This is a genomic window from Nocardioides sp., from assembly GCF_047602075.1.
Classification (GTDB): Bacteria; Actinomycetota; Actinomycetes; order Propionibacteriales; family Nocardioidaceae; genus Nocardioides.
In genome coordinates, this window is record NZ_JASGIF010000001.1 from 294,184 (window position 1) to 320,529 (window position 26,346).

At 68.9% G+C, this 26,346-nt stretch carries 21 protein-coding genes; 15 read left to right on the forward strand and 6 right to left on the reverse strand.

Features of this window, described 5'->3' with window-relative positions; translation table 11 throughout:
* The first annotated feature begins 10 nt into the window (after positions 1-10).
* The 3 genes from ispG (at position 11) to QM714_RS01605 (ending at position 3,890) form a co-directional block, all read left to right on the forward strand.
* Complete coding sequence (gene ispG / locus QM714_RS01595) at positions 11-1,162, forward strand: flavodoxin-dependent (E)-4-hydroxy-3-methylbut-2-enyl-diphosphate synthase (RefSeq protein WP_415096955.1); 1,152 nt, start codon at positions 11-13, stop codon at positions 1,160-1,162.
* A gap of 16 nt (positions 1,163-1,178) precedes the next feature.
* On the forward strand, positions 1,179-2,024 hold the full coding sequence (locus QM714_RS01600; RefSeq protein WP_415096957.1) for a GNAT family N-acetyltransferase: 846 nt from the start codon (positions 1,179-1,181) through the stop codon (positions 2,022-2,024).
* A gap of 84 nt (positions 2,025-2,108) precedes the next feature.
* Complete coding sequence (locus QM714_RS01605; RefSeq protein WP_415096959.1) at positions 2,109-3,890, forward strand: proline--tRNA ligase; 1,782 nt, start codon at positions 2,109-2,111, stop codon at positions 3,888-3,890.
* A 597-nt stretch (positions 3,891-4,487) separates the two neighbouring features.
* Here QM714_RS01605 and QM714_RS01610 read toward each other — a convergent pair.
* Positions 4,488-5,471, reverse strand: a complete 984-nt coding sequence (locus QM714_RS01610) for a ferritin-like domain-containing protein (protein ID WP_415096961.1) — start codon at positions 5,469-5,471, stop codon at positions 4,488-4,490.
* Positions 5,472-5,557: 86 nt separating this feature from the next.
* Between QM714_RS01610 and rimP the strand changes: the two genes are divergently transcribed.
* The 7 genes from rimP (at position 5,558) to QM714_RS01645 (ending at position 12,606) form a co-directional block, all read left to right on the forward strand.
* Complete coding sequence (gene rimP / locus QM714_RS01615) at positions 5,558-6,052, forward strand: ribosome maturation factor RimP (protein ID WP_415096963.1); 495 nt, start codon at positions 5,558-5,560, stop codon at positions 6,050-6,052.
* Positions 6,052-7,056: a transcription termination factor NusA gene (nusA, locus tag QM714_RS01620; protein ID WP_415096965.1), complete on the forward strand. Its 1,005-nt coding sequence runs from the start codon at positions 6,052-6,054 to the stop codon at positions 7,054-7,056. The genes rimP and nusA overlap by 1 nt, the downstream gene beginning before the upstream one ends.
* Before the next feature lie 27 nt (positions 7,057-7,083).
* Entirely contained in the window at positions 7,084-7,359 is a 276-nt protein-coding gene (locus QM714_RS01625; RefSeq protein WP_415096967.1) for a YlxR family protein, read from the forward strand.
* A 127-nt stretch (positions 7,360-7,486) separates the two neighbouring features.
* On the forward strand, positions 7,487-10,195 hold the full coding sequence (gene infB, locus QM714_RS01630) for a translation initiation factor IF-2 (RefSeq protein ID WP_415096969.1): 2,709 nt from the start codon (positions 7,487-7,489) through the stop codon (positions 10,193-10,195).
* 29 nt (positions 10,196-10,224) lie between these two features.
* The gene (rbfA, locus tag QM714_RS01635) at positions 10,225-10,686 is read left to right on the forward strand and encodes a 30S ribosome-binding factor RbfA (RefSeq protein ID WP_415096971.1); all 462 of its coding nucleotides are present in this window, start codon (positions 10,225-10,227) and stop codon (positions 10,684-10,686) included.
* Positions 10,679-11,608, forward strand: coding sequence for a tRNA pseudouridine(55) synthase TruB (gene truB, locus QM714_RS01640; RefSeq protein WP_415096973.1), 930 nt, complete (start codon positions 10,679-10,681; stop codon positions 11,606-11,608). Before rbfA ends, truB begins: the two co-directional genes overlap by 8 nt.
* A gap of 62 nt (positions 11,609-11,670) precedes the next feature.
* Positions 11,671-12,606, forward strand: coding sequence for a bifunctional riboflavin kinase/FAD synthetase (locus tag QM714_RS01645; RefSeq protein ID WP_415096975.1), 936 nt, complete (start codon positions 11,671-11,673; stop codon positions 12,604-12,606).
* A gap of 151 nt (positions 12,607-12,757) precedes the next feature.
* Here the strand turns inward: QM714_RS01645 and QM714_RS01650 are convergent, their stop codons facing one another.
* The 4 genes from QM714_RS01650 to QM714_RS01665 form a co-directional block, all read right to left on the reverse strand.
* Positions 12,758-13,000 (reverse strand): HPr family phosphocarrier protein, encoded by a 243-nt coding sequence (locus QM714_RS01650; protein ID WP_415096977.1) that lies wholly within the window; start codon positions 12,998-13,000, stop codon positions 12,758-12,760.
* Positions 13,001-13,094: 94 nt separating this feature from the next.
* Positions 13,095-15,182: a fructose-specific PTS transporter subunit EIIC gene (locus QM714_RS01655; RefSeq protein ID WP_415100937.1), complete on the reverse strand. Its 2,088-nt coding sequence runs from the start codon at positions 15,180-15,182 to the stop codon at positions 13,095-13,097.
* The gene (locus tag QM714_RS01660; RefSeq protein ID WP_415096979.1) at positions 15,176-16,138 is read right to left on the reverse strand and encodes a 1-phosphofructokinase family hexose kinase; all 963 of its coding nucleotides are present in this window, start codon (positions 16,136-16,138) and stop codon (positions 15,176-15,178) included. The genes QM714_RS01655 and QM714_RS01660 overlap by 7 nt, the downstream gene beginning before the upstream one ends.
* Positions 16,135-16,947, reverse strand: a complete 813-nt coding sequence (locus QM714_RS01665; RefSeq protein ID WP_415096981.1) for a DeoR/GlpR family DNA-binding transcription regulator — start codon at positions 16,945-16,947, stop codon at positions 16,135-16,137. Before QM714_RS01665 ends, QM714_RS01660 begins: the two co-directional genes overlap by 4 nt.
* A 74-nt stretch (positions 16,948-17,021) precedes the next feature.
* On the opposite strand from QM714_RS01665, the gene ptsP reads away from it, so the two are divergent.
* Positions 17,022-18,701 (forward strand): phosphoenolpyruvate--protein phosphotransferase, encoded by a 1,680-nt coding sequence (gene ptsP, locus QM714_RS01670; RefSeq protein WP_415096983.1) that lies wholly within the window; start codon positions 17,022-17,024, stop codon positions 18,699-18,701.
* Positions 18,702-18,847: 146 nt separating this feature from the next.
* On the opposite strand, the gene QM714_RS01675 is transcribed toward ptsP, so the two are convergent.
* A complete protein-coding gene (locus tag QM714_RS01675) occupies positions 18,848-19,906 on the reverse strand; it encodes a zinc-dependent dehydrogenase (RefSeq protein ID WP_415096985.1) in 1,059 nt (352 codons plus the stop codon).
* Positions 19,907-20,098: 192 nt separating this feature from the next.
* Between QM714_RS01675 and QM714_RS01680 the strand changes: the two genes are divergently transcribed.
* From QM714_RS01680 to QM714_RS01695, 4 genes are all read left to right on the forward strand, one after another.
* A complete protein-coding gene (locus QM714_RS01680) occupies positions 20,099-22,057 on the forward strand; it encodes a PTS mannitol transporter subunit IICBA (protein ID WP_415096987.1) in 1,959 nt (652 codons plus the stop codon).
* 216 nt (positions 22,058-22,273) lie between these two features.
* A complete protein-coding gene (rpsO, locus tag QM714_RS01685) occupies positions 22,274-22,549 on the forward strand; it encodes a 30S ribosomal protein S15 (RefSeq protein ID WP_415096989.1) in 276 nt (91 codons plus the stop codon).
* Positions 22,550-22,810: 261 nt separating this feature from the next.
* The gene (locus QM714_RS01690; protein ID WP_415096991.1) at positions 22,811-25,030 is read left to right on the forward strand and encodes a polyribonucleotide nucleotidyltransferase; all 2,220 of its coding nucleotides are present in this window, start codon (positions 22,811-22,813) and stop codon (positions 25,028-25,030) included.
* A complete protein-coding gene (locus QM714_RS01695) occupies positions 25,027-26,340 on the forward strand; it encodes a M16 family metallopeptidase (RefSeq protein ID WP_415096993.1) in 1,314 nt (437 codons plus the stop codon). Before QM714_RS01690 ends, QM714_RS01695 begins: the two co-directional genes overlap by 4 nt.
* Positions 26,341-26,346 lie beyond the last annotated feature (6 nt).

Sequence of the window (26,346 nt, forward strand, 5' to 3'; positions counted from 1 at the left end):
TCTGGACGTCATGACGTCCATCGGACTGGGCATGCCTGCCCTCCCGCCCCCGGTCCTTGCCCCTCGCCGCCCGACGCGGCAGATCCAGGTGGGCAAGGTCGGCGTCGGCAGCGACTTCCCCATCTCGGTCCAGTCGATGACGACGACGCTGACTGCGGACGTCAACAGCACCCTGCAACAGATCGCGGAGCTCACCGCCGCTGGTTGCGACATCGTCCGAGTGGCCTGTCCGAGTGCCGACGACGCCGAGGCACTGCCAGAGATCGCGCAGCACTCTCAGATCCCGGTGATCGCGGACATCCACTTCCAGCCCAAGTACGTCTTCGCGGCGATCGACGCGGGCTGCGCCGCCGTACGCGTCAACCCCGGCAACATCAAACGGTTCGACGACCAGGTCAAGGAGATCGCGCAGGCGGCCAAGGACCGCGGCACCTCCCTGCGGATCGGCGTCAACGCCGGCAGTCTCGACAAGCGTTTGCTGGAGAAGTACGGCAAGGCCACCCCGGAGGCGCTGGTCGAGTCGGCGGTGTGGGAGGCCGGCCTCTTCGAGGAGCACGACTTCCACGACTTCAAGATCTCGGTCAAGCACAACGACCCGGTCGTCATGGTGCGGGCCTACGAGATGCTCGCCGAGCGCGGCGACTGGCCGCTTCACCTCGGCGTGACCGAGGCCGGTCCTGCCTTCCAAGGGACCATCAAGTCCGGCGTGGCCTTCGGTGCGCTGCTGTCGAAGGGGATCGGCGACACCATCCGGGTCTCCCTGTCGGCGCCTCCGGTCGAGGAGGTCAAGGTCGGTCTGCAGATCCTGGAGTCGCTCAACCTTCGGCCGCGCAGGCTCGAGATCGTCTCCTGCCCGTCGTGCGGGCGGGCCCAGGTCGACGTCTACAAGCTCGCCGACCAGGTCACCGCCGGCCTGGAAGGGATGGAGGTCCCGCTCCGGGTCGCCGTCATGGGCTGCGTCGTGAACGGTCCGGGAGAGGCTCGTGAGGCCGACCTCGGGGTGGCGTCGGGCAACGGCAAGGGCCAGATCTTCGTCAAGGGAGAGGTCATCAAGACCGTCCCGGAGTCTCAGATCGTCGAGACACTGATCGAAGAGGCGATGCGGATCGCCGAGGACATGGAGCCCATCGACGGTGCCGAGCCGAGCGTCTCGGTCTCCTGACTCGTCGGCCCGGCCCATGCTCACCTCCCGCCAACAGCTCCGGACCCTGGGACGGGCGGACCTCCCCGCCTTTCTCCGGCTGGCAGAGCAGGACCCGGTCGTCAACGTGTTCGCCGACTATCGCGCCCGCACTACCAACCTGGAGCCGCGCTGGCTGGGCGGAGAGATGTGGGGCAGATTCAGCGACGGCGAGCTGACCGCTGCTTGCCACGTCGGCGCCAACCTGGTGCCGGTCCAGTGCACCCCGCAAGATGCGGAGGCGTTTGCGGCGAGGTTGCTCAAGCTGGGTCGGTTGACCACGACCATCGTGGGGCCGGAGGAGCCGGTCGAGGCATTCTGGCAAGCGGTGAGCCACCGCTGGATCCGGCCCCGCGAGATCCGGCGCGGCCAGCCCCATCTGGTCATCCAGCGCTCGCCGGACATCGACCCCGATCCAGCGGTGATCGCCTCGACGACGGCCCACCTCGACGCCGTCTATCCCGCGTGTGTCGCCATGTACACCGAGGAGGTCGGCGTCTCTCCGGAGATCAACGGCGGAGCCGATCTCTATCGGACCCGGGTGCGGCAGCTGATCAGCCGAGGCTGGTCGTTTGCGCGCTTCGAAGAGGGTCGTGTCGTCTTCAAGGCCGAGGTCGCCTGCGTGACGCCGGCTGCCGCGCAGGTGCAGGGCGTCTGGGTGCCGCCGGACCGGCGGGGAGAAGGCCTGGCCACCCGTGGGATGGCTGCGGTGGTGCGGGCGGTGCGTCGCGACATCGCACCGGTCGTCTCGCTCTACGTCAACGACTTCAACGAGGCTGCGCGCCGCGCCTACGAGCGGGTCGGCTTCGTCGAGACCGCGCGGTTCACCACGGTGATGTTCTGATCCCGTGCCCGATAACCCCGTCGCATCTGGGTTCTGACCACCAGTAACCTCGTCACCGGCAGTGACCGACTCCAGGGGAGCCCGATGATCCTTCGCATGTCCACGTTGTTCGTGCGCACCCTGCGCGACGACCCAGCCGATGCCGAGGTGCCCAGCCACCGGCTGCTGGTCCGCGCGGGCTACATCCGGCGCGCCGCGCCGGGCATCTACAGCTGGCTGCCGTTGGGCCTTCGGGTGCTGCGTCGGATCGAGCAGATCATCCGCAACGAGATGGACGCCATCGGCGCGCAGGAGATGCTCTTCCCGGCGCTGCTGCCCAAGGAGCCCTACGAGGCGACCGGCCGCTGGACGGAGTACGGCGACGGCATCTTCCGCCTCAAGGACCGCAAGGAGGCCGACTACCTGCTCGGGCCTACCCACGAGGAGATGTTCACCCTCGCGGTCAAGGACCTGTACTCCTCCTACAAGGACCTCCCGCTGTGGATCTATCAGATCCAGACGAAGTATCGCGACGAGCCTCGGCCCCGCGCCGGGCTGCTGCGCGGGCGTGAGTTCGTGATGAAGGACTCCTACTCCTTCGACATCGACGATGCCGGACTGGACGCGTCGTACGCCGCCCACCGGGAGGCCTACATCCGGATCTTCGACCGCCTCGGCTTCGAGTACGTCATCGTCAAGGCGACCTCCGGTGCCATGGGCGGCTCGAAGTCGGAGGAGTTCCTTGCCCGCGCCGACGTGGGGGAGGACACCTACGTCAGCTGCTCGCGGTGCGACTATGCGGCCAACGTCGAGGCGGTCGAGGTGCAGCCGCCGGCCGCGCTCGCCTTCGACGACGCGGTCGCCGCGCACGTCGAGGACACCCCGGACACGCCGACCATCCAGACCCTGGTCGACCATCTCGACGCCGCCCACCCACGCGCCGATCGCGCCTGGGCGGCGGCCGACACCCTCAAGAACGTCCTCCTCGTGCTCAAGCACCCCGACGGCACCCGAGAGCCGCTCGCGATCGGCGTGCCGGGCGACCGCGAGGTCGACCTCAGACGCCTCGGCGGACAGCTCGAGCCGATCGAGGTCGAACCGATGACCGACGAGGACATGAGGCAGTTCCCTACCCTGGTCAAGGGCTACATCGGGCCTGGAGCGCTCGGCCTCGACGGCAGCACCGGGATCCGCTTCGTGGTCGATCCCCGGGTCGTCGAGGGCACTGCCTGGGTCACCGGCGCCAACGAGCCCGGTCGACACGTGCTCGACCTGGTGGTCGGCCGCGACTTCACCCCGGACGGCACCATCGAGGCCGCCGAGGTGTTCGAGGGCGACCCCTGTCCACGCTGCGGGGGTCCCGGTCAGGAGGGTGGCACGCTGCACGCTGCACGCGGGATCGAGATGGGCCACATCTTCCAGCTCGGTCGCAAGTACGCCGATGCGCTGGGCCTGCAGGTTCTCGACGAGAACGGCAAGCTTGTCACCGTGACGATGGGCTCCTATGGCATTGGTCCGTCCCGCGCGGTGGCGGCCATCGCCGAGAACACACTCGACGACCTCGGCCTGTGCTGGCCACGCGAGGTGGCGCCTGCCGACGTCCATCTGGTTGCCACCGGCAAGGACGAAGCGGTCTTCGAGGCGGCTGCCGCCCTGGCCGAGCAGTTGTCCGCGGCAGGTGTGGCGGTGCTGTACGACGACCGTGCCAAGGTCTCGCCCGGCGTGAAGTTCAAGGACGCCGAGTTGATCGGGGTGCCGACCATCGTGGTCGTCGGCCGCAAGCTCATCGACGGGGTGGTGGAGGTCAAGGACCGCGCCACTGGGGACCGGATCGACGTCCCTGTCGCGGACGCTGCGGCCCATCTGACCACCCTCGTGCGCGGCTGAAGGCGGCCGCGGTCTATACCAGCAAAGTGGCTTGGTCGTCGCGCCCTCGGTGATGCTGGTGGCCATGTATGACCCCTGAGGGTGCTTGTCGTGGACGTGCGGGGGGTGGCATCGGTGGTTCTTGGCGGCGTGGCGAGTCGGGCCAGAAGCGGCGGATTCCGCGCACATCGGGCGTTTTCATGCAGGATTCCGTGGCCAACGCGATGTCGAGAGCCGGAAACCCTTGATCGTCTGGGCCCTCGATCGAGCTGCTCCGGGCCCCGGTGCGGCGACGAATCATTGCGATCCGCTCGCTGTCTTCGGAGCGGATCACATGTTGCAACTTCATGCAACGCCACATTGTGAAGTGCCGTTTGACTGGCAGTTTGCCCAAGACGTTGCAGAATCGTGCACAGAGGCGGCCGAAGAGCTCGGGTCGGAGGAAACCTCGGGATCGGCTGACAATCCCAGCACATCGGTCCGCGGTCTTGGCTCCACCGGGGGGGATCTCGGGACTTCCCCGGAAGCCAAGTCCGCGGGCCGCTGTGCATTTCGGGGCCAGCAAGCCGACCGACGGCCGCGGAGCCACCGGTCAGCCCCGATGGGGGCGCCGGCGAGTCAGCCGAGTTCGGGAGCTCCGGGGAACGGCGTAGGGGCGTCGCCGAAGGCCACGGCGCGACGAGCGGCATCTACCAGGGCGGCGACAGCCCACGAGCGGGAGCCGGCCGGAGCGGCGGCCACGAGGGCGGCGTACTGCTGGGCGGCGGCCTCCTCGAGCGCCGCCGCACCGGCGCGGACCTGAGCGGGCGTCGACGGAGGCCCGGCGACGTCGTACGCCGGCTCGGCCGCCACGGGGTCGGCGCCCTGGCTGCGGAGCATCTGGGTCAGCGCGTCGCGACGCCCCCGGTGGACGAGATAGCCCGCCAGGAGCTCCTCGAAGAGGGCCGGCTGGCCGGCCTGGGACGTCCGCCCCCCGAGGACGCCATAGACGTAGATCGCCGCGTGCTCGGCAGCCAGCACCTCCTGGAGGGCGTCCTGGTCGGCGGCGGGGGGTCCAGTGTCGACAGGGGTGGTGGTCTTCCCCGCGGCTGTCTCCCAGGCGATCGCTTGGCCAGCCGCCATGCTGGCGATCGGCCAGGCCACGGGACCGTCCTCGATCTCGTCGGCTGCGGAGGCCAACCGGTGGAAGTGGTCGTGTTCCGCTGCCAGGAGTCGCTGCCAGCCGGGGGAGCGGGGTGAGGGTGTGGGCGATGCGGTCGTTCCGGTCAGTTGCTGGAGCGCGGCGAGCTGCGCGTCGTGGGTGCGTCGCAGTGCCCGGCTCGAGCGTCGTGTCTCTGCCCGTCGGCGGGCCAACTCACCGAGCTGCGCTCGCAGGCTCGCCGTCTCTTCCGCCAGGGCGAGCAACGTCAGCCGGTCGGGGCTGCTCGTCGCAGTCCCGGCGATCGAGCCGGCCGAGGAGGGCGATGTCGTCCCCGGCTCTGAGGGGTTGCGACCCGCCGCATCGCAACCGACCAACAGGACCGTGGTCGAGAGCGCGCCCAGTCTGATCACAGTGCGACGCGACAGCAGCGGTCGCCGCGGATCCGACCCTGCCACGAGCATGGCCGCGACCCTACCCGCCGTGGCAGCGGCTCTCCGAGACGAGCCGCTATCGTTGGGTCCGACAACAGCACAGGAGGTCCATCGCGATGAGCCCTACGGACAGCCGGGCCGGTCATGACCCGGTCCGGGCTCGGATCTTCGAGACGCTGACGGATCCGCTGGCAGCTCTCGGACTGGATGTCGAGACCGTCGAGCTGTCCTCTGCGGGTCGACGCCGGCTGCTCCGGGTGGCCGTCGACCAGGACGGCGGCGTCCGCGACCAGGATCTCGTGGCTGCCTCCCGGGTCGCCTCGGACGCCCTCGACGCCACCGACGTGATGGGCGACGCGCCGTACACCCTCGAGGTGACCTCGCCCGGCGTGGACCGTCCGCTCACCCTGCCGCGGCACTGGCGCCGCAACGAGGGCCGCCTGGTGCGGATCTCGCTGGCCGGAGGCGAGACGCTCACCGGAAGGGTAGGCCCGACCGGGGAGGCCTCGGCGACGGTCGAGGTCGGGGGAGCACCGAGAGTGGTCGACTACGACGACGTCGAGAAGGCCATCGTGCAGATCGAGTTCAACCGCCGCGAGGAGGTCTCCTGATGGACATCGACCTGAGCATCCTGCGGATGCTGGAGCGCGAGAAGGGCATCTCCTTCGACATCTTGGTGGAGGCCATCGAGCAGGCGCTGCTGACGGCGTACCACAAGTCGCCCGGCGCGAAGGACGACGCCAGGGTGGAGCTCAACCGCAAGACCGGGCACGTCACCGTGCTGGCTGCGGAGCTGGACGACGAGGGCACCAAGATCGGGGAGTACGACGACACGCCGGAGGGCTTCGGCCGGATCGCGGCCACCACCGCCAAGCAGATCATGCTGCAGCGGCTCCGGGACGCCGAGGACGAGATCAAGTACGGCGAGTTCTCCGGCAAGGAGGGCGACATCATCTCCGGCGTCATCCAGCAGGGCCGCAACCCCGACGACGTGCTGGTCGACCTGGGCAAGCTCGAGGCACTGCTGCCGCTGGGCGAGCGGGTGGTCGGTGAGTCCTATGACCACGGGACCCGGATCAAGTGCCTGGTGGTGAGCGTGCGGAAGGGTCTGCGCGGGCCGCAGATCACCCTGTCTCGATCCCACCCCAACCTGGTCAAGAAGCTGTTCGCCCTGGAGGTCCCCGAGATCGCCGACGGCACGGTCGAGATCGCCGCGATCGCCCGGGAGGCCGGCCACCGCACCAAGATCGCGGTGCGTTCGGCGGTGCCAGGCGTGAATGCCAAGGGAGCGTGCATCGGGCCGATGGGACAACGCGTGCGCAACGTGATGGCCGAGCTGCACGGCGAGAAGATCGACATCATCGACTGGTCCGACGATCCCGCTCAGCTGGTCGCCAACGCGCTCTCCCCGGCGCAGGTGAGCAGCGTGGAGGTGGTCTCCGCCGATGCCAGGTCGGCGCGCGTCGTGGTCCCTGACTTCCAGCTGTCGCTCGCGATCGGCAAGGAGGGCCAGAACGCCCGGCTCGCGGCCCGGCTGACCGGGTGGCGCATCGACATCCGCAGCGACGAGGAGCCTGCGCCCACCGGTTCGGAATCCGCTGGCGGTTCGGGGTAGGCTTTCCCTTCGGTGGTGCGCGACAGCATGTCTTCGGGTCCGATCCGGACCTGTGTGGGATGTCGGGAGCGTGCCGCCAAGAGCGAGTTGTTGCGCGTGGTCGCCGGCTCGGATGCGTTCGGTCAGCCGGCCGTCGTCCCCGATCCAGCAGCCAGCACACCCGGGCGAGGTGCGCACCTGCACCCCACGACCGAGTGTTACGACCTCGCAGTACGACGGCGAGCCTTCGGTCGTGCCCTTCGGGTCGGCGAGCTCACCACCGTGCCGCTGGGGGAGTACCTCTCCTCGCTCGGCAGCACTTGACCAGCACGAGCCGACCAGGAACTGGAGCAACAGCTCATGAGCACTCGATGAGTACCTCACGATGAGCCAGCCCACCACTAAGGTCTGACCCACCCTCGGGTCCGGCCAGAAGGAGCACCGCACCACCGTGGCCAAGACCCGAGTTTCAGAACTCGCCAAGAAGTACGGCGTCAAGAGCAGCGAGGTCATCTCGATGCTCGGCGAGCTGGGCGAGTTCGTCAAAACTGCCTCCTCCTCCATCGAGCTGCCCGCCGTCAAGAAGTTCGAGGACCGCTTCGGCGCCGACCTCGAGGCGAAGATGGCGACCGCCGCTCCTGCACCCGCCAAGAAGTCCGCGGCGCCAGCCGAGCCGACCCCACCCGCCGCCGAGACGGTGGCCTCGGTCGAGAAGGCCGCCAAGCCGGCCCCCAGGCCCGCCCCGAAGGCGCCCGCTGCTCCGGCTCCGACAGAGCCGGAGCCCACCCCGCCGCCGGCCGCTCCTGAGCCACCGGCGCAGACCAGCTCTCCAGCGCCGAAGACGCCAGCCCCCCGACCGGTCGGTCGCCCGGGCACACCGCGCCCCGGCAACAACCCGTTCGCGTCCTCGCAGGGCATGGGCCGTCGCCCGACGGAGCCCAGCGCAGGCGTGCCGCGTCCCCCGGCTGCCCGCGAAGGTGGTTCGGGCGGTCGCCCCGGCATGCCGCGCCCCAACCCCGCGATGATGCCCAAGTCGCCGGCTGCGTTCGGCGCCGGTCCGGGCCGCGGAGGCGCGCCGGGCAGGCCCGGCGCACCGGGTCGTGGCGGCGCCCCGAGCCGTGGCGGAGCGCCCGGCCGCGGTGGTGTTGGCGCCCCCGGTCGTGGCGGCGCTCCTGGCGGCTTCGGCCCGTCCGGCGGTGGTCGTCCTGGAGGACGTCCGGGCGGCCGCGGCACGACCCAGGGTGCCTTCGGGCGCCCGGGTGGTCCGTCTCGGCGCGGCCGCAAGAGCAAGCGGCAGCGACGCCAAGAGTTCGACAACATGGAAGCGCCGACGATCGGCGGCATCCGGGTCCGCAAGGGCAACGGCGAGATCGTGCGCCTGGCCCGCGGCGCGTCGCTGACCGACTTCGCGGAGAAGATCAACGTCGAGCCGGCGCAGCTGGTGCAGATGCTGTTCCATCTCGGCGAGATGGTCACGGCGACCGAATCGGTCAACGACGAGACCCTCGAGCTGCTCGGTGAGGAGCTCAACTACACCGTCCAGGTGGTCTCGCCCGAGGACGAGGACCGCGAGCTGTTGGAGTCCTTCGACCTCGAGTTCGGCCAGGACGAAGGGGTCGAGGGCGACCTGCAGGTTCGTCCGCCGGTCGTGACCGTGATGGGCCACGTCGACCACGGCAAGACCAAGCTCCTCGACGCCTTGCGTGACGCCAACGTCGTCGCCAAGGAGGCCGGTGGGATCACCCAGCACATCGGCGCCTATCAGGTGGCGACCGACGTCGACGGCGCGGACCGCCGGATCACCTTCATCGACACTCCCGGTCACGAGGCATTCACGGCCATGCGTGCGCGTGGTGCGCAAGCCACCGACATCGCGGTGCTGGTCGTGGCCGCGGACGACGGCGTGATGCCCCAGACGGTCGAGGCGCTCAACCACGCCAAGGCCGCCGAGGTGCCGATCGTGGTCGCCGTCAACAAGATCGACAAGCCCGAGGCCGACCCGACCAAGGTCCGCGGCCAACTGACCGAGTACGGCCTGGTTCCGGAGGAGTACGGCGGCGACACCATGTTCGTCGACGTGTCGGCGAAGTCGGAGCTCAACCTCGACAAGCTGCTCGAGGCGATCGTGTTGACCGCGGACGCCTCGCTCGACCTGCGGGCCAACCCCGACCAGGACGCTCAGGGTCTGGTCGTGGAGGCTCACCTGGACAAGGGCCGCGGCCCGGTGGCGACCGTGCTGGTGCAGCGCGGCACGCTGCGAGTCGGCGACTCGCTGGTGGCCGGACCGGCCCATGGCCGTGTGCGCGCCATGCTCGACGAGTTCGGCGAGCCGATCGACGAGGCGGATCCGTCCCGTCCCGCGATGGTTCTCGGCCTGTCCGCCGTGCCGGGTGCGGGGCAGAACTTCCTGGTCGTCGAGGATGACCGGATCGCCCGTCAGATCGCTGAGAAGCGGGAGGCGCGCGAGCGCGCCGCGATGCAGGCGCAGCGTCGGGTGCGCCGCACCCTCGAGGACTTCATGGCGTCCATGGAGAAGGGCGAGAGCCAGGAGCTCAACCTCATCCTCAAGGGCGACGTGTCGGGTTCGGTCGAGGCACTCGAGGACTCGCTGGCCAAGATCGACGTGGGCGACGAGGTGTCGCTACGGGTCATCGACCGCGGTGTCGGTGCGATCACCGAGACCAACGTGATGTTGGCTGCCGCGTCGGACGCCATCATCATCGGCTTCAACGTTCGCCCGCAGGGCAAGGCGACCGAGCTGGCCGAGCGTGAGGGTGTCGAGATCCGCTACTACTCGGTCATCTACCAGGCGATCGACGAGATCGAGGCAGCGCTCAAGGGCATGCTCAAGCCGGAGTTCGAGGAGTCTGTCCTCGGCCAGGCGGAGATCCGTGAGATCTTCCGCAGCTCCCGGATCGGCAACATCGCCGGATGCATGGTCGTCTCGGGCACGATCCGCCGCAACGCCAAGGCTCGACTCATCCGCGACGGTGCCGTGGTCGCCGAGAACCTCGACGTGGCCTCGCTGCGTCGCGAGAAGGACGACGTCACCGAGGTCCGTGAGGGCTTCGAGTGCGGTCTGGTGCTCCGCAACTACCAGGACATCAAGATCGACGACATCGTGGAGTTCTTCGAGATGCGGGAGATCCCGCGCGGCTGAGCCCGTCCGCGTCTGCTCAGGAGGCAGCTATGACCAACCCACGGGTGCGCAAGATCGCCGATCGGATCCAGGTGATCGTCGCGGAGATGCTTGAGCGTCGGATCAAGGACCCGCGGCTCGGCTTCGTGACGGTGACCGACGTACGCCTCACCGGCGACGGCCAGCAGGCGACCATCTTCTACACCGTGCTGGGCGATGAGGACGACGCCTTGACCAGCAGCGCTGCTGCGTTGGAGTCCGCCAAGGGCCTGCTGCGCTCGGAGGTCGCCAAGCAGCTCGGCATGCGGCACGCTCCCACGCTCACCTTCGTTCACGACGCGCTGCCGGAGACGGCCCGTCACCTCGACGAGGTGCTGGCGCGTGCCCGTCAGTCCGACGAGGAGGTGGCCGCACGGCGTGAGGGAGCGGCGTACGCCGGCGAGCCCGACCCCTACAAGAAGCCCGTCGATGCGGACCTGGAGGATGACGCGGCGCTCGGCGTCGATGACTGATCCTGCCCAGTCGGTGTCCGGCCGGCCCGTCGGATCGGGTCTGGTCATCGTCGACAAGGACGGTGACCAGACCTCCCACGATGTCGTCGCCCGGGTGCGCCGACTCGCGGGGACGCGGAAGGTCGGTCATGCCGGCACGCTCGATCCGATGGCCACCGGGGTCCTCGTGCTCGGGGTCAACCGGGCGACCCGACTGCTCGGCCACCTGATGCTGACCGAGAAGGGCTACGACGCGACCATCCGGCTCGGCATGTCGACGACCACCGACGACGCGGAGGGCGAGGTGGTGACCACCACCGCTGTCGGCGATCTCTCCGAGGCCGAGGCCCGTGCTGGATTGGCGGCCCTCGTCGGTGAGGTCGACCAGGTGCCCTCGGCCGTGTCAGCCATCAAGGTGGCCGGCAAGCGGGCCTATCAGCGGGTCCGCGACGGTGAGCAGGTGGAGCTCAGTGCGCGACGGGTGAGCATCCACGAGATCGTCGTGCACGAGATCGCACACGTCGATGAGGCACTGGACGTGCGAGTCTCCGTGCGCTGCTCGAGTGGGACCTACATCCGCGCCATCGCGCGCGATCTGGGTGCAGTCCTCGGCGTCGGTGGCCATCTGACTGCGCTGCGGCGTACCGCCGTCGGTGTCTTCGATCTGGCCGACGCCCGGACCCTTCCCGAGCTACAAGCCTCCTTCGCGCTCATCCCCCTCGAGGTCGCCGCCCGCCGCTGCTTCAGGGCGGTCGACCTCACCGGCATCCAGGCCCGCGATGCCGGATTCGGTCGACCTCTCGACCTTGACCTCGGCAGAGGCGATGGCTCGGACACCGCGCCGGTGGCCGTGTTCGCCCCCGACGGGACCTTCCTCGCCCTCTACCAGCCCCGATCCTCCGGAGCCCGGCCGATCGCCGTCTTCTGCCCGACCACGTCCTAGCCCGGGTGACCGCGGGGGATGAGGTTGTCGGGGCCAGATGGGCCTATGAAAAACTCTCCGTCGTGCGTGTGTGGCGAACCATCGAGGAGGTCCCGACCGAGCTCGGGAGAACTGTTGTCACGGTCGGGAACTTCGACGGTGTCCACCTCGGCCACCAGCAGGTCATCCGTCGAGCCTGCGACGTCGCCGCCGAGCGACAGGTCGACACCGTGGTGGCCGTGACGTTCGACCCGCACCCCTTCGCGGTGCTGCGGCCTGAGCACGCCCCGCTCATCTTGACCAGCATCCCGGACCGGATCGAGCTTCTCGACGCGGCCGGAGCCAACGCAGTGCTGGTGCTCCCCTTCGACCGACACGTGGCCGGTTGGTCGCCTGAGGAGTTCATCGACCGGGTGTTGGCCGGTGCGTTGCACGCCGCGGCCGTGGTAGTCGGCGCCAACTTCCGCTTCGGCAACAAGGCTGCTGGCGACGTGAGCCTGCTTGAGGAGGCCGGGCGTTCTCGCGACTTCACGGTGGAGGGCGTGGCGCTGGACGGCGGGCCACAGGTCTGGTCCTCGACCTACGTGCGGACCTGCCTGGCAGCCGGTGACGTCGAGGGTGCGGCCGAGGCGCTGGGCCGGCCGCTCTCGGTGCGTGGCGTGGTCGTCGAGGGCGACCATCGGGGTCGCGAGCTGGGCTTCCCCACCGCCAATCTGCCGACCTCGGAGATGGCAGCGGTTCCCGCCGACGGCGTGTACGCCGGCAGGCTACGGCGCCTCGACACCGACGAGGTGTTCCCGGCTGCCGTCTCGGTGGGCACCAATCCGACCTTCGACGGGACCCGGGAACGTCGGGTGGAGTCCTATGCGCTGGACCGGACCGACCTCGAGCTCTACGGCGTCGAGGTCGAGGTCGCCTTCGTCGCCAGACTGCGCGGCATGGAGCGGTTCGCCGGGGTCGACGAACTCATCGAGCAGATGGGCCGCGACGTGCAGCGGACCAGGGAACTGGTGTCCTGAGCCTGGGCACTGGGTTGCCGGTCGCCTCGGGTTGCTGACCGCCGGGGCCTGTCTCCCGCGGTGCTGTGGTGGCTGAGGACCCGGTATACAGGCCACTTTGCCACCACAAGACCGCAGCAGACGCAAAAACACCGCGGCAGACGCCGACTCGTCAGGCGTCGAGGTCCTTCTCGACGAGGGCAGCGATCTGCTCGAGGGCGGCTTCGTCTTCGCTGGCGACCTCGACGCTGTCACCGCACGAGGCGCCGAGCGTCATCAAGAGGAGCGCGGAGCTGGCGTCGACGCCGTTGATGGTCACCTCGGCATCGAGCTCACCGGCAGCCTCGGCGATCACAGCGGCAGGACGAGCGTGCAGGCCGACGGACGAACCGACGACGACGGACTTGCTGGGCATGGGACTCCTTCGTGGCTGGGTGTGCTGCGAGACATGATGCCGTCCGGGTGACTGGCGCGCCAGCCACCCGGACGATATCCGAGACGTCGCCGCCTCAGACGGCGATGGTGATGTTCTCCGGATCGGACTTGCCTATGGACTTGAGCAGGATCACGCCTGCTGCCCCCACGAGGGTGCCGGCGATCAGGGCGATGAAGAAGCCCAAGATGTTGCTGACCGCGAAGAGCACGAAGATGCCGCCATGTGGTGCTCGCGACGCCACATGCATCGCCTCGGCCAGACCGCCGGTGAGGGCGCTACCAAGCATGATCGGCGGGATGACCCGCAGCGGATCGGCTGCCGCGAACGGGATCGCGCCCTCGGTGATGAACGATGCGCCCATCAGCCAGCCGGCCTTCCCATTCTCACGTTCGGCCGGGGTGAACAGATGCGGCCGCACGACGGTGGCCAGCGCCAACGCGATCGGCGGCACCATGCCGGCGAGCATGACGGCCGCCATGATCCGCAGCTGCGGGGCGTTGCTGGCGAGCGAGGCGCTGCCGATGCCGGCGACCGCGAAGCTGTAGGCGACCTTGTTCAGCGGTCCACCCATGTCGAAGGCCATCATCAGGCCGAGCACGACGCCGAGGAGGACCGCGCTGCTGCCGCTCATGGAGTTCAGCCCGTCGTTGAGCTTGTCCATCAGCCAGGCGATCGGCTTGCCGAGGACGATGATCATGAGCACGCCGCAGATCAGCGAGGTGAGCAGCGGGATCACCATGACCGGCATCAGCCCCCGGGCCCAGCTCGGCACCGCCCACGAGGCGATCCAGTGCGCGACGATGCCTGCTAGCACGCCGCCGATGATGGCCCCGAGGAAGCCCGTGGCGGGCAAGGCGACGCCGCTGCTCGAAGTGACGCCGAAGATGTTCGCGGCCAGGCCACCCATCACGAACCCGGGCGCGATCCCCGGTCGGTCGGCGATGGCGAACGCGATGTAGCCGGCCAGCGCCGGCACGAAGAACATGAACGCTGTCTTGCCGATGATGAAGAAGATCGCACCCAGATAGGCGAAGAAGCCGGAGCTGAACAGCGCGTGGTCGAGCCCGAGGTCACCGGCGTTGGGTGGGTTGAACAGCGTGTTGTGGACGGCGATGTCGCCGTACGGCCCGGCGATCTCGTAGCCACCGAGCAGGAAGCTGAGCGCGATCAACAGCCCGCCCGCGGCGACGAACGGAATCATGTACGACACACCGGTCATCAGCACGCGACGGGTGCGTCCGCCCCAGCTCTCACCCTCGCCTCCACCGGTCGACGCGGCGCCGTCAGCAGCACTGCCCTCGACCTTCGGCGCGGAACCCGGGTCTGCGGCGTAGCGGAGAGCTTCAGCCACCATGCCGTCACCGTCGTCGATGGCGCGCTTGACTCCCGAACTGACCATCGGCTTGCCGGCGAACCTGGACCGATCACGCACGCCCACGTCGACGGCGAAGATGACTGCGTCGGCCGCGGAGATGATCGCTGGGTCGAGCGGCTTGGCTCCGGCCGAGCCCTGGGTCTCCACGTGGATCTCGACGCCCGCTGCCTCGGCTGCCCGCTCGAGAGCTTCGGCCGCCATGTAAGTGTGGGCGATGCCGGTCGGGCATGCGGTCACGGCGACCAGGCTGTGGGCTGCCCCGGACGAGGCCGCGGCGCCAGCGGCGGGAGCGGGGGTGCTGGCGGCGTGGGCTCCTCCAGCTGCTGGCTCGGGCTCGGAGACCTCGCTCTGGATGACCGCCACCGCCTCCTCCGGAGTGGTCGCCGAGCGAAGGCCGGCGACGAAGTCTGGCTTGACCAGGGCCCGCGCGAGCATGGTGAGGACCTTCAGGTGGGTGGCGTCGCCGCCCTCGGGAGCAGCGATCAGGAAGGCCAGATCGGCCGGGCCGTCCTTGGCGCCGAAGTCGACCGCGGGGGAGAGCCGGGCGAAGGCGAGGGTAGGCACCTCGACCGCCGCTGTGCGGCAGTGCGGGATGGCGATGCCGCCCGGCAGGCCGGTGTTGGACGTCGCCTCCCGAGCCATGGCGTCGGCGACGAGCTGCTCCTGCGAGCCGGTGCGTCCCGCCGCGGCGACCACGGTCGCCAACTGGTTGATGACCTGGGACTTCTCCGAGCCCAGGTCCGCGTCGAGCCGCACCAGCTCGGCGGTGATCATGTCGGTCATGATTTCTCCGGTGTGGGGTTGAGCGGGCTCACCCGGACCAGGTCCGGCCGAGTCTGCGAGGGGTTGGGGATGGTTGTGCCGGGAAGACCCGCGGCAGCACTGCCGTAGGCGACCCCGAGAGCCAGCCGCTCAGCGGGGGCGAGCCCCCGCACCTCCCCGAGGAGGTAGCCGAACAGGCTGGAGTCCCCAGCACCGACGGTGCTGACGACATCGATGGGTGGGGAGGGCGCGTACCACGCCTCCTCCGCAGTGACGAGGACGGCTCCAGCGCCGCCCAGCGTCGCGAGCACCGTGGAGACACCCCGGTCGACGAGGTAGGTCGCGGCCCGGGCCGCCGCTCGCGGATCGGACTCGAGCTCCTCGGCGTCGGCGCCGGTGAACGACGCCAACTCCTCCCCGTTGGGTTTCATCAGGTCGGGAGCGGCTGCGGGGAGTGCCGCCACCAGCGCGGCCAGGGGAGTGTCACTGGTGTCGACAGCGACCTTGGCGGGCGTCTCTCGCAGGGCGGTCACCAGGTCGGCGTACCACCCGACCGGAGCGCCCGGAGGGAGGGAGCCGGCCAGCACCACCCACGATGCGGTCTCGGCTCGCGCCAGCATCGTCTTGGCCATGGCGTCCAGTACCGGCGCGGTCACCGTGGCGCCGGGACTGTTGAGCTTGGTCGTGGTGCCGTCCGGCTCGGTGATCGCGAGGTTCACCCGGACATCTCCTGCCGGAGGCACCGGGCGAGCGTCGATCCCGGCGCTGAGCAGCTCGTGGACGAAGGGATCGTCGTCCGCGGCAGGGAGCACCGCGACCGTCGGGATCTCGGCGGCGACCGCGGCGCGCGAGATGTTGACCCCCTTGCCAGCCGCGACCGAGGTCACCGACGCCACGCGCTGGACCGCGCCGCGCACCAGGGGTCCGTCCAAGGTGACGGTGCGGTCGACGCTCGGGTTGGGCGTCAGGGTGACGATCATGCGACCACGACCTCCAGACCGGTGGACTCGAGCTCCTTGCGCTGGGCGCGCGTGATTTGGTCGTCGGTGACCAGCACGTCGACATCGGACAGCTTGGCGAACTGCATGGTGCGCTCCACTCCGATCTTGCTCGAGTCACACAGGACCACCACCCGTGCTGCTGCGGCGATCAATGCGGACTTGGTGGCCGCCTCCTCGTGGTCCGGGGTGGACAACCCGTGGGAGAGGCCGATGCCGTTGGTGCCGACGAAGGCCAGGTCCGCGCGGACCCGGTCGAGGGCTGCGATGGTGTCCACCCCGACGGCGGCGAGTGTGCGACTGCGCACCCGGCCCGGCAGGAGATGCAGCTCGACCTCCTGCTCGGCCAGCCGGGACGCGATCGGCACCGCATGGGTGAAGACGGTGAGTCGGTGGTCTTGCGGAAGGATCTCGGCGAGTCGGATCGTGGTGCTGCCCGCGTCGAGGATCAGGGTCGCCTCGCGCTGGGGGAGGAACTGCAGAGCAGCTCTGGCGATGCGCTCCTTCTCGGCGGTGTTGGCCAGGTCGCGGTCGCTGAGGCGGGCCTCCAGCCAGGTGACCGAATCGGGGGGTAGCGCGCCGCCGTGGACACGGCGGAGGAGACCGTGTCCCTCGAGTGTGGAAAGATCACGGCGAACCGTCTCCGTGGTGACCTCGAAGGTCTTCGCCAGTTCGACGACCGAGACCCGACCGCGACGGGTCACCAGTTCGGCCATCGCCTGTTGCCGTTCCTCGGCATACATAGCGACCCCCGATCCGGCTTCCTGTGGTCGGTCACCGTGGGCGGCCAACCGCAATCTTTGTTTGTATTGTTTTAGTGCCGAATGTGTTGACTGTCAAGGGGTGCAAGCGGTTGACTGTGGCCATGGTCACTGCAGAGTCGTTGTCGGGAACACCTGTCGTTCCGGGCCTGGCCTTCGGCCCGGCCCTCCGCGTGTCGGGGGAGGTGTCGGCCGAGGCCATCGCCCGCTATGGCGACGGCGGGTTCTCCGACCCCGATGCGGCGTTGGCCGCGTTCGACGACGCTGCCGGCACAGTGGCGGAGGGCTTCGCGCGCAAGGCCGACAAGGTGTCCGGGGCATCCGCCGAGGTGTTGACCGCCAGCGCGGGGCTTGCGCGCGACAAGGGCCTTCGCGGGGCGGTGGCCAAGAACCTCACGGCCGGCACCGGACTCATCGAGTCCGTCCAGTTGGCTGCCAACCAGTTCGTCGACGTCTTCACCGCGATGGGCGGTCTGATGGCCGAGCGGGCCACCGACCTGCGCGACATCGAGCGCCGGGTGATTGCGCACCTGGTCGGTGAGCCGGAGCCGGGCGTGCCCACACCCGAGAACGCCTCCGTGCTGGTCGCCGAGGACCTCGCCCCGTCCGACACCGCCGGTCTCGACCCGACGCTGATCGTCGCCTTGGTCACCGAGCGCGGTGGGCCGACGAGTCACACCGCGATCATCGCGCGGCAGCTAGGCATCCCCTGCGTGGTCGGCGTCGCCGGCGCCACCGGCCTGAGCGGCGGCACTGCGCTGCTCGTGGACGGCACGCTCGGCAGCATCGAGATCGATCCTGACCGAGCCGAGTCGATCGCGCGGGTCGACCGTGACCGCGCCGCACGCGCTGAGCTCGAGAGTTGGAGCGGCCCAGCCAAGACCCTCGACGGCACCCACGTCAAGCTGCTGGCCAACGTGGCCGACGGTGAGTCCGCGCGGCAGGCCTCCGGGTCGCCGGTCGAGGGCGTGGGGCTGTTCCGCACCGAGCTGTGCTTCTTGAACCGCCAGGACGAACCGGACCGGGAGGAACAGGCCGACATCTACGCCGAGGTGCTGGAGGCCTTCTCCCGGCCGGGTCAGTACGTCGTCATCCGCACCCTGGATGCCGGCTCGGACAAGCCGATCGCCTTCGCCACCCACGAGGGCGAGGAGAACCCCGCCCTCGGCGTGCGTGGCCTCCGGCTCTCCTTCGACAATCCCGCCCTACTCGACCATCAGCTCGACGGCGTTGCCGGTGCGGCCCAACGCACCGGCACGGAGACCTGGGTGATGGCTCCGATGGTGGCCACCGTGGAGGAGGCCAAGGAGTTCGCGGAGAAGGTGCGTGCGCGAGGGCTCAAGCCCGGCATCATGATCGAGGTTCCCAGCGCCGCGCTGCTGGCCCACCGGATGCTCGAGGTGGTCGACTTCGTCTCGATCGGCACCAACGACCTCACCCAATACACCATGGCCGCCGACCGGATGGCCACAGACCTGGCCCACCTCACCGACCCCTGGCAGCCCGCTGTCCTCCAGCTGATCGCGATCACCGCGTCGGCCGGCCGGGCCAACGGCAAGCCGGTGGGCGTGTGTGGTGAGGCGGCCGCGGACCCTGCCCTGGCCTGTGTGCTCGTCGGCCTGGGCGTCACCTCGTTGTCCATGGCGCCGGCCGCTGTCCGCGCGGTGGGCGCTCAGCTGGACAAGGTGTCGATGACCACCTGTGTCGAAGTTGCCGAGGCAGCCCTGGCCGCCGACGACCCGCTCTCCGCCCGCGCCGCCGTCCGCGCCTGCCTCGATCGCTGATCCTCCGCCGCCAACCTGCGCTGGGCGAGGGGTTGCTCGCCGCCCCATCTCCCGCGGTGCTGTGGTGGGTGAGGGTCCGGTATACCGGACCCTTTGCCACGACAAGACCGCGGCAGACGCAAGAACACCGCGGCAGACGCACCAGATCAGGGCTCGACGGTGACCTTGATCGCCTCGCCGTTCTTGACGATCTGGAAGGCGTCCAGGACGCGGTCGAGGGGGATGTGCTCGGTGATCAGGTCCTTGACCGGGACCTGGCCGGTGGAGATGTACTCCAGGGCGCGCTTGTTGTGCTCGGGAGCGGAGCCGTTGGCTCCGTGGATGTGCAGCTGGCGGTAGTGCACCAGGTTGGAGTCGCACGTGATGAACGGGTCGTTCTTCGGCAGCCCGCCGAAGAAGGAGATCCGGCCGTTGCGGGCGGCCATCGAGATCGCCTGCTCCTGGGTGACATTCGCCGCGGTCGCCGTGATCACGACATCGGCGCCGCGGCCGCCGGTCAGCTCCAAGACCCGCTCGACGACGTCGGTCTCGGCGGCGTTGATGACCTCGTCGGGGTGCACGGCGTCGGCGGACATCTGGAGCCGCTCGGCGTTGAGGTCGACGAGGTAGACCGGGCCGGCCTGGTGGACGCCGCGGGCGATCCGGATGTGCATGCAGCCGATCGGGCCCGCGCCGAAGACGACGACCGTGTCACCTGGCTCGATGCCCAGGAGCTCTTGGGCGTTGATCGCACAGGCGAAGGGCTCGGCGGCTGACGCCTCGTCGTACCCCACGTTCTCGGGGATCCGGTTGAGCCCGTCGACCTTGAGCACCTCGCGCGGCACGGTCATGTACTCCGCGAAGCCGCCGTCGTACTGGTAGCCCACCGAGGTCTGGTTCTGACAGACCGCCATCCAGCCCTTCCGGCACTCGTAGCAGTCGCCGCACGGGACCGCGGCGATCACCTGGGCGCGGTCACCGACCTGCCAGTTGGAGCCGTACGTCGCATTGACGTCCGCGCCCACCTCGACGACCTCGCCGGCGATCTCATGCCCCGTGATGCGCGGGGGAGTGAGGTTCTGATGTCCGTTGTAGAAGATCTTCACGTCGGTGCCGCACGTCGAGCAGTTCCGCACGCGGAGCTTGATCTCGTCGGAGCCGCAGGTCGGCTCCTCGACCTCCTCGAGACGCACGTCCTCTGGTGCATAGAACCTCAGCGCCTTCATGGGAACTCCTTCTGATCGACGAACGGGGGTGATCGGGGCCTGAACCGGACGGTACTCCGGGCCCGATTAGTTGGCAATTGGTCGGACAACACCCCTTGACTCGGGCAGGAACGGGTCACTATAAAGAAATTCGCAGATCAAGGGTGATTTGTCCGCCCCGCCCCTCGGGCTGGGCGTCACGAAAGGATCAGCATGGCGACAGACACCGCAACCGATCCCCGGACCTCGACCAGAGTTCATATCCAGAGGTTCGGCACGTTCCTGTCCAACATGGTCATGCCGAACATCGGCGCGATCATCGCCTGGGGTCTGATCACGGCCTTCTTCATTCCGGTCGGCTGGACCCCCAACGAAAAGATCGCCACGATCGTCGGCCCAGGCATCTACTACCTGCTGCCGCTCCTGATCGCCTACACGGGCGGTTACAACGTCTACAAGCTGCGCGGTGGCGTGGTCGGTGCGACGTCGACGATGGGCATCATCATGGCGACCAGCTCGCCTCTCTTCGATCCGGTCTACGCAGACACCGGTGGCTCGCCGATGTTCCTGGGCGCGATGATCATGGGGCCGCTCGGGGCCTATGTGATCAAACGCCTCGACGGGCTGTGGGACGGCAAGATCAAGCCCGGCTTCGAGATGCTGGTCAACAACTTCTCGGCCGGCATCTCTGCCGCGCTGATGGCGATCGCCTCGATGTTCCTGCTCGGGCCGGTCCTGCGAGCGGTCATGGAAGGGCTCGGGAACGCGGTCGAGTACCTCGTCAACCACAACCTCCTTCCGCTGACGGCCGTCATCATCGAGCCGGCCAAGGTGCTGTTCCTCAACAACGCCATCAACCACGGCGTGCTCACCCCGCTCGGCCTGGACCAGGCCAAGTCGGCCGGCCACTCCGCCCTGTTCCTGCTCGAGGCCAACCCTGGGCCCGGTGCTGGGCTTCTGCTCGCCTACATGGTCTTCGGCCGCGGCGTCTCGAAGGCGACCGCTCCGGGTGCCTTCGTCATCCAGTTCTTCGGCGGCATCCACGAGGTCTACTTCCCCTACGTGCTGGCCAAGCCGCGGCTGATCCTGGCGCTGATCTGCGGTGGCGCCACCGGCACGCTGATGAACGTGATCAACGACTCCGGTCTGGTGGCTCCGGCGGCGCCCGGCTCGATCTTCGCGGTCTATTCGTCGATGGCGAAGGGCAGCGTGGTCGGTGTCACGCTCTGTTGGTCCACCGCCCTCGTCGTCACCTTCCTGGTCGCGGCAGTGTTGCTCAGGCTGGATCGCTCCGAGGACGACGGAGACCTCGCGGCCGCGACCGCGTCCATGGAGGACATGAAGGGGAAGAAGTCCTCGGTGGCCTCCGTGCTCACCGGTGGTGGTACGGCGACCGCAGTGGCCACCAAGCCCATCAAGAGCATCGTGTTCGCGTGCGACGCGGGCATGGGCTCGTCGGCGATGGGTGCTTCGGTGCTGCGCAAGAAGGTTCAGCAGGCGGGCTTCTCCGACGTCACGGTGGTCAACCAGGCGATCTCGAACCTCTCCGACACCTACGACCTGGTGGTCACCCACCAGGACCTCACCGAACGGGCCCGGCAGCAGACGGGGTCAGCGGTGCACGTGTCGGTCGAGAACTTCATGGGCAGCCCCCGCTACGACGAGATTGTCGAGCTGCTGCGGCGGACCAACGACCCGAACGCCCACGAGGGCGGGGCGGCAGTGGCGGAGGAGGCGTCCTCTGCGGGGCTGCTCCAGCCGTCCGCAGTGGTCTTGCACGGCACCGCGCGGAGTCGTGACGACGCCATCGCCGAGGCGGGCAACCTGCTCGTCGATGTCGGCGCGGTCGACCCGGCGTACGTCGCTTCGATGCACGAGCGGGAGACCTCTGTGTCCACCCACATGGGCAACGGTCTGGCCATCCCGCACGGCACCAACGAGGCCAAGGACAGCATCCATCGCACGGCGCTGTCCTTCGTCCGCTACGACAGCCCGGTGGACTGGAACGGCAAGCCAGCCGAGTTCGTGATCGGCATCGCCGGCGCAGGCAAGGAGCACCTGGCTCTGCTCGGCAAGGTCGCCGGCGTCTTCGTCGACGCCGACCAGGTCGCGCGGCTCCGCAGCGCACAGTCGGCCGAGGAGGTCGTGGCGATCTTGGAGGGCACGTCGTGACCTCCCGACTCACGGGGTTCCGACAGCCCTAGTGACGGAACCCCCAAGCCCGTGGTGGCCAGCGTGACCCGCTGGCCACCACGGGCGCCCTCGTTTTGGGGCCCGGTCGAACGCGCTGGTAGCCTTCTTCGGTTGCCGTGAAACGGCCGCGGATCGAGAGTGCCCGGGTGAACAGGCCCCGGGGCGCCGCGCAACGAGAGTCGACGAGGAGTCGCATTGTCCATCGGTACCGACACCGAGACGAAGAAGAAGATCATCGCCGAGTACGCCACCACCGAGGGCGACACCGGCTCCCCCGAGGTCCAGATCGCGTTGCTGAGTCACCGCATCGCCCACCTCACCGAGCACCTCAAGCAGCACAAGCACGACCACCACAGTCGTCGTGGGCTGCTGTTGCTGGTCGGCCAGCGCCGTCGACTGCTCAACTACCTCCAGAAGAACGACATCGACCGCTACCGCTCCATCGTGGAGCGTCTCGGCCTGCGTCGATGACTACCAGAGCGGCTGCCCGTCGGGGCGGCCGCTCTGTGGCATTCCCACCCCGTTCGGGGCGCTAGTCTCGAACGCAGACACAACTGCACATCCATCACACCAGGAGCGACCCGCCACGTCTGGCCCGGTCCTCGGTAGTGACCTTCGGAGGCTGTGCCACACCGGCCAGCCGGCCGCGGGTCTCGATCGAAGACCGGCCTGCGACTTGTCGAGACGAGGCGTTCGCGGATCGCTCCGCGAAGAGAAAGGGACCACGAGAGAGTGGAACCCACCATTTCCGCCGTCGAGACCGTCTTGGACAACGGCAAGTACGGCAAGCGGACCGTCAAGTTCGAGACCGGCCTGCTGGCCCGGCAGGCGGCCGGATCCGTGACCGCCTACCTCGACGACGAGACGATGCTGTTGTCGGCCACGACGGTCGGCAAGCAGCCCAAAGACCATTTCGACTTCTTCCCCCTCACCATCGACGTCGAAGAGCGGATGTACGCCGCGGGGCAGATCCCCGGCTCGTTCTTCCGTAGTGAGGGCCGCCCGGGTGAGGACGCGATCCTCACCTGCCGCCTCATCGACCGTCCCCTGCGACCCACCTTCAAGAAGGGTCTGCGCAACGAGGTCCAGGTCGTCATCACGGTGATGGCGCTGGACCCCGACCACCCCTACGACGTGTTGGCGATCAACGCCGCCTCGCTGTCCACCCAACTGTCCGGCCTGCCCTTCTCGGGTCCCGTCGGCGGTGTCCGGATGGCCCTCATCGAGGGCAACTGGGTGGCGTTCCCCAACCACAGCCAGCTCGAGGACGCCGTCTTCGACATGGTGGTGGCCGGTCGGGTCACCGAGACCGGTGACGTGGCCATCATGATGGTCGAGGCCGAGGCCACCGAGACGACCTGGGACCTGGTCCAGTCGGGTGCGCAGGCGCCGACCGAGGAGGTCGTCGCCACCGGGCTCGACGCGGCCAAGCCCTTCATCAAGCAACTGTGCGAGGCCCAGGCCGAGCTGGCCAAGGTGGCCGCAAAGCCGGTCGCCGAGTTCCCGATCTTCCTCGACTACGAGGACGACGTCTACGAGGCGGTGGAGGCTGCGGTCAAGGACGACACCGCCGCGGCGCTGACCATCGCCGGCAAGCAGGAACGCGAGGAGCGGCTCGACGAGATCAAGGGCTCGCTGCTCGACCAGCTCGGCGCCCGGTTCGAGGGCCGCGAGAAGGAGATCGGTGCTGCCTTCCGCTCGCTGAACAAGTCCCTCGTGCGCGAGCGCGTGCTCCGCGACAAGATCCGCATCGACGGCCGCGGTCTGGCCGACATCCGGCCGCTGCACGCCGAGGTCGGAGTCATCCCGCGGGTGCACGGATCGGCCCTGTTCGAGCGTGGTGAGACCCAGATCCTGGGCGTGACCACCCTCAATATGCTCACCTTGGAGCAGAAGCTGGACACGCTGTCCCCGGAGAAGACGCGGCGCTACATGCACAAGTACGTCTTCCCGCCGTTCTCCACTGGTGAGACCGGTCGGGTGGGCTCGCCGAAGCGCCGCGAGGTCGGACACGGCGCGCTGGCCCGCCGGGCGCTGCTGCCGGTGCTGCCAACGCGCGAGGAGTTCCCCTACGCCATCCGTCAGCTCTCCGAGGCGATGGGCTCCAACGGCTCGACGTCGATGGGCTCGGTGTGCGCGTCCACCTTGTCGCTGCTGCAGGCAGGTGTCCCGCTGCGGGCCCCCGTCGCCGGCATCGCGATGGGCCTGATCTCCGGTGAGTTGGACGGCACGACACAGTACGTCGCTCTGACCGACATCCTCGGTGCCGAGGACGCGTTCGGCGACATGGACTTCAAGGTCGCCGGCACGCGCGAGTTCGTCACCGCGCTGCAGTTGGACACCAAGCTCGACGGGATCCCCGCCGAGGTGCTGGCCCAGGCGCTGACCCAGGCCCGGGACGCCCGACTGACCATCCTGGACGTGATGGCCGAGGCCATCGACGCGCCCGAGGAGATGTCGGTCCACGCCCCGCGCATCATCACCATCAAGATCCCGGTCGACAAGATCGGTGAGGTGATCGGCCCCAAGGGCAAGGTGATCAACCAGATCCAGGACGACACCGGTGCCCAGCTGACCATCGAGGACGACGGCACGATCTACATCGGCGCCACCAACGGTGAGGCAGCCGAGGCGGCCAAGCAGGCCGTCAACGCGATCGCCAACCCGACCATGCCCGAGGTCGGCGAGCGCTACCTCGGCACCGTCGTGAAGACCACCAACTTCGGCGCGTTCGTCTCGCTGCTGCCCGGAAAGGACGGCCTGCTGCACATCAGCAAGCTGCGTGCCCTCGCCGACGGCAAGCGGGTCGAGGCCGTGGAGGACGTCGTCTCGGTCGGCCAGAAGATCCAGGTGCAGATTGCCGAGATCGACGACCGTGGCAAGCTCTCGCTCGTCCCCGTGGTGGAGGAGAAGTCCACCGAGTCCGCTGACGAGGCGGCAGCCGCCGAGTGACTGCGCCCTCGGCGCGCACCCGCACGGTCCACACCGAGCGCGGTGCCAACGGTCAGTTGACCTCGCGAGTGCGCCGCACCGTGTTGCCGAGCGGACTGCGGGTGATCTCTGAGGAGATCCCCGGCGTCCGCTCGGCCGCGGTCGGAGTCTGGGTCGGGGTCGGCTCCCGGCACGAGACACCCACCCTCCACGGCTGCTCGCACTTCTTGGAGCACCTGCTCTTCAAGGGCACCCCGGAGCGGAGTGCGCTGGACATCTCCGCCGAGCTCGACGCCGTCGGGGGAGAGTTCAACGCCTTCACCACCAAGGAGTACACCTGCTTCCACGCGCGGGTGCTCGACGAGCACCTGCCGTTGGCCGTCGACGTGATCGGCGACATGATCACCGGCTCCCTGCTGCTCGCCGACGATGTCGAGGCGGAGCGGGAGGTCATCCTCGACGAGATCGCGATGCACGACGACGACCCCGACGACGTCGTGCACAACCTCTTCGCCGCTCAGGCCTGGGGTGACTCGCCTCTGGGTCGGTCGATCGCCGGCACCGCCGACTCGATCACCCGGCTCACTCGCGAGCAGGTGGCCCGGTTCTATCGACGCCACTATCGGCCCGAGCAGATGGTGGTCGCCGCGGCCGGCAACCTCGATCACGCTGGCCTGGTCCGCCTGGTGCGGAAGGCCTTCGGCCGCCAGGGTTTCCTCGACTCCGAGGCGGCACCCGTGAGCGGGCGCACCGGCTCTCGTGCTCGCCGGGTAGCCCCCGGTGTGGCCAGCGCCGTGCGTCCGCTGGAACAGGTCAACGTCATTCTCGGGGTCAACGGGCTGACCCGCAGTGACGATCGACGCTTCGCCCTGGGGGTGCTGAACACAGCACTCGGCGGCGGCACCTCGAGCCGCCTCTTCCAGGAGGTGCGCGAACAACGCGGGCTGGCCTACTCGGTCTACTCCTTCGCCGCACACCACGCCGACGCCGGGCTGGTCGGCGTCTCGGTCGGTTGCCTGCCGGGCAAGCTCGACGCTGTCTTGCACACCGTGCGGGCCGAGCTGGCCCGCGTGGCGCGCCACGGCATCTCGGCAGAGGAGCTCGTCCGTGGGAAGGGCCAGCTCAGTGGTGGGTTGGTGCTCGGCCTGGAGGACACCGCCGCTCGGATGTCCAGGCTGGGCAAGGCCGAGCTGGTGCAGGACGGGCTGCGCTCGATCGACGAGGTGCTACGCCGCATCAACGAGGTCGAGCTCCGTGACGTGCAAGAGCTCTCGGCCCGACTCTTCGACCAGCCAGAGATCCTGGCCGTCGTCGGCCCCGCCCTCGGCTAGCTCCTT